Here is a 3,050-nt window from a genome sequence, read left to right on the forward strand (position 1 = left end):
CACGCGCCCGAAAGCCGCATCGAGCGCCTTGGGATCGATCATCCGGAACACGGCCGAGAAGGTGTCATGCGACGGAACCGCGTGCTTGAGCTTGAGGAAACCCCTGAAAACGCTTTCCTTTGCGCGCCCGAAGGCCGCCATCTCGGCGCAGGAGGTCGCGCCGCAAAGGACCGACACAAAGGCGATGACCAGCAGCTCACCCAAGTCATGTCGCGTGTTCTCGGCGCGGGGATCGGGGACATCTTCGAAGGCGGACAGGAACAGATGCATGACGGTGATGGGCTCCAGGAGGACGAGTCCACCTTCAGAATCCATCATGAGCCCAGCCACAAGCCATCCCGTTCAGTGCGTCACGGCCATATGCGATTCCCCTGATGTCGGGGCTCATAGCGCTGAGAGTTCTCACGGTGCTTCGCCCCCGCACCGCTTCCGCATCGCTGTGAGCAAAGCACGAAGGGCCGCGCCCGACCCTGGGTGGGCGCGCGCACCCGCTCCACAACGCGGGCGCTCAAAAGCACTGATGTCAGGTGTGCGGTGAAAGACATCACCGATGCGCCCTCCCATGGGGAGGGTCGGGCGCGGCCCGGCGGTGCCGCCGGGCCCTGCAGTTGGAACATGCTTCGCTGAGATTTTCAGGGGCATCTGCCAACGGTATCCTCACACCTCCACTCAAAGTGAAGCGATAAGGGACGCGCCCGATCTTGGGTGGGCGCCAGTCCTTGCCACGAAGCTCTGCGCTCAAAAGCACTGATGTCGGGTGTGCGGTGAAAGACAGCGCCGAGGCGCCCCCTCCTTGGGGGAGGGTCGGGCGCGGCCCGTGGGGGCCACGGGCGACGCAGAGATAAAAACGCCGGCCCCTTGTGAGGGCCGGCGTCTGTGTTCATCCCGGAACGCTGGGCTTAGCCCGCCTGCCCCGCGCGCACCGCGTCTTCGATGCGCTGGCCGACCTCCGCGTCGACGCTCTTCCAATAGTCGAACGCCCGCTCGAGCACCGGAGAGCGCACCCCGCCGAGCAGCGCGCCGCTGACCGTCTCGACCAACTGGCGGCGCTCGTCATCATTGAACACCTCGCGCACCAGTTTGCCCGGCTGCGAGAAGTCGTCATCACCCGGCCGCAACGTATAGGCGCTGCGCACGAAATCGCCGTCCGCCTCCCAGCCGTCATGCACCGCGCCGGTCTCGTCGGACCAGCTGCGGCCGCCGCTATTGGTCGCATGCACCGGTGCGCTGCCGCTGTGGTGATAGGCCATCTGCCCGTCGAACATATAGGTGTTCACCGGAACCTTGGGCTGGTTCACCGGCAGCTGGTGGAAGTTGGTGCCGATCCGGTTGCGCTGCGCATCATTATAGGCAAAGGCGCGGCCAAGCAGCATTTTATCCGGCGAGAGGCCAATCCCCGGCACTGTATTCCCCGGCGAGAAGGCCGCCTGCTCGATCTGGGCAAAGAAGTTCTCGGGGTTGCGGTTCAGGGTCATCTTGCCGACTTCGATCAGCGGGTAATCCGCATGCGGCCAGGTTTTGGTCAGGTCAAAGGGGTTGATATGATAGGTTTTTCCCTCTTCATAGGGCATCACCTGCACCGACATCGTCCAGGCCGGATGCTCGCCACGGGCAATCGCGTCAAACAGGTCGCGGCGGTGGAAATCTGCATCGGCACCGGCCATCGCGCCGGCCTCTTCATTGGTGAAGAACTCCATCCCCTGATGGGTGTGGAAATGGTATTTCACCCAGAACCGCTCCCCCGCCTCGTTCACCCACATATAGGTGTGCGAGCCGTAGCCGTTCATATGACGCCAGGTGCGGGGCAGCCCGCGCACGCCCATCAGATAGGTCACCTGATGCGCGGATTCGGGGTTATTGGTCCAGAAATCCCACTGCATATGATTGTCGCGCAGACCCGAGTCCGGCAGGCGTTTCTGGCTGCGGATGAAATGCGGGAATTTCATCGGGTCACGGACAAAGAAAATCGGGGTGTTATTGCCGACGAGATCGTAATTGCCCTCATCGGTGTAGAATTTCAGCGAGAAGCCGCGCACATCGCGCCATGTGTCGGGGCTGCCCATCTCGCCGGCAACGGTGGAGAAGCGCGCCAGCATCTCGGTGGTTGCGCCCTTTTGGAACAGCGCCGCCTTGGTATAGGCCGAGACGTCATGGGTGGTCTCGAAAGTGCCGAACGCGCCCGAACCTTTGGCGTGGGGCTGGCGCTCGGGCACTTTCTCGCGGTTGAAATGGGCCATTTGCTCGAGGAAATGCACGTCATGCAGCAGGATCGGGCCATCGGGGCCCACGGTCAGAGAGTTGCGGTCGCTTACCGCCGGTGCGCCGGTGCCCGTGGTCGAGCCCGTTCCACCCTGTTTCTTATTCATATCGGTCATCTAAATCCTCCTATAGTGCCCGTGAACTGACCCGGTGCTGTGCGCGGATGCCGCGCGCATCGCCAAGTGTTACATGTCGAGCCTAAACAACCGGCGCCTTTTGTCAAAACCTAATGCCGTGGATGGCGAAGAACGGCTGTGATGGAGGCTCTGCGAGGGCCTGCGAGATCGGGGCGGTGGAAATCGCCGCCAAATTGCCACAAAATCTTTGCATATTGTGCAGCTTGGGCGCGCAATAGGCGCGGGACAGCGGTCGCAAGGCCACAAAGGAGAGACATAAGCGCAACGGCAGAGGGAATGAGCAGCATGGATGAGGCAATTCTGCTTTGGCTGGACGGGATCGCCGCCAGATCCGAGGCATTCAACGCATTTATCACCGTGATCTCGGACAATCCGCTGATCAAAGGCGTGCCGATCCTGTCCGCCTTCGAAGATGTCCCCGATCCCCGCGCCGAGAACACGCGACATGACTTGGGTGAGCTGCTGGTCATCGCCTTTGTGTCGGTCCTTTGCGGCGCGACCTCCTGCCCCGAGATGGCGGCCTTCGGGCGCGCAAAGGAAAGCGTTTTCAGGGGTTTCCTCAAGCTCAAGCACGCGGTTCCGTCGCATGACACCTTCTCGGCCGTGTTCCGGATGATCGATCCCAAGGCGCTCGATGCGGCTTTCGGGCGCGTG

General features: G+C 62.3%; 3 protein-coding genes. 1 reads left to right on the forward strand and 2 read right to left on the reverse strand.

Annotation, left to right across the window (positions count from 1 at the left end):
• Positions 1–318, reverse strand: a 318-nt coding sequence (locus tag FJQ48_RS12780; RefSeq protein ID WP_210236261.1) for a transposase family protein, incomplete at its 3' end; no start/stop codon positions are given.
• Between the two features lie 581 nt (positions 319–899).
• Entirely contained in the window at positions 900–2,375 is a 1,476-nt protein-coding gene (locus FJQ48_RS12785) for a catalase (protein ID WP_015740141.1), read from the reverse strand.
• Between the two features lie 306 nt (positions 2,376–2,681).
• Here FJQ48_RS12785 and FJQ48_RS12790 point away from each other — a divergent pair.
• A partial coding sequence (locus tag FJQ48_RS12790; protein ID WP_139975424.1) for a transposase family protein occupies positions 2,682–3,050 on the forward strand: 369 nt, incomplete at its 3' end.

Origin of the sequence: Ochrobactrum sp. CGA5 (genome assembly GCF_006345815.1) — a bacterium.
In the GTDB taxonomy this organism is placed as follows: domain Bacteria; phylum Pseudomonadota; class Alphaproteobacteria; order Rhizobiales; family Rhizobiaceae; genus Brucella.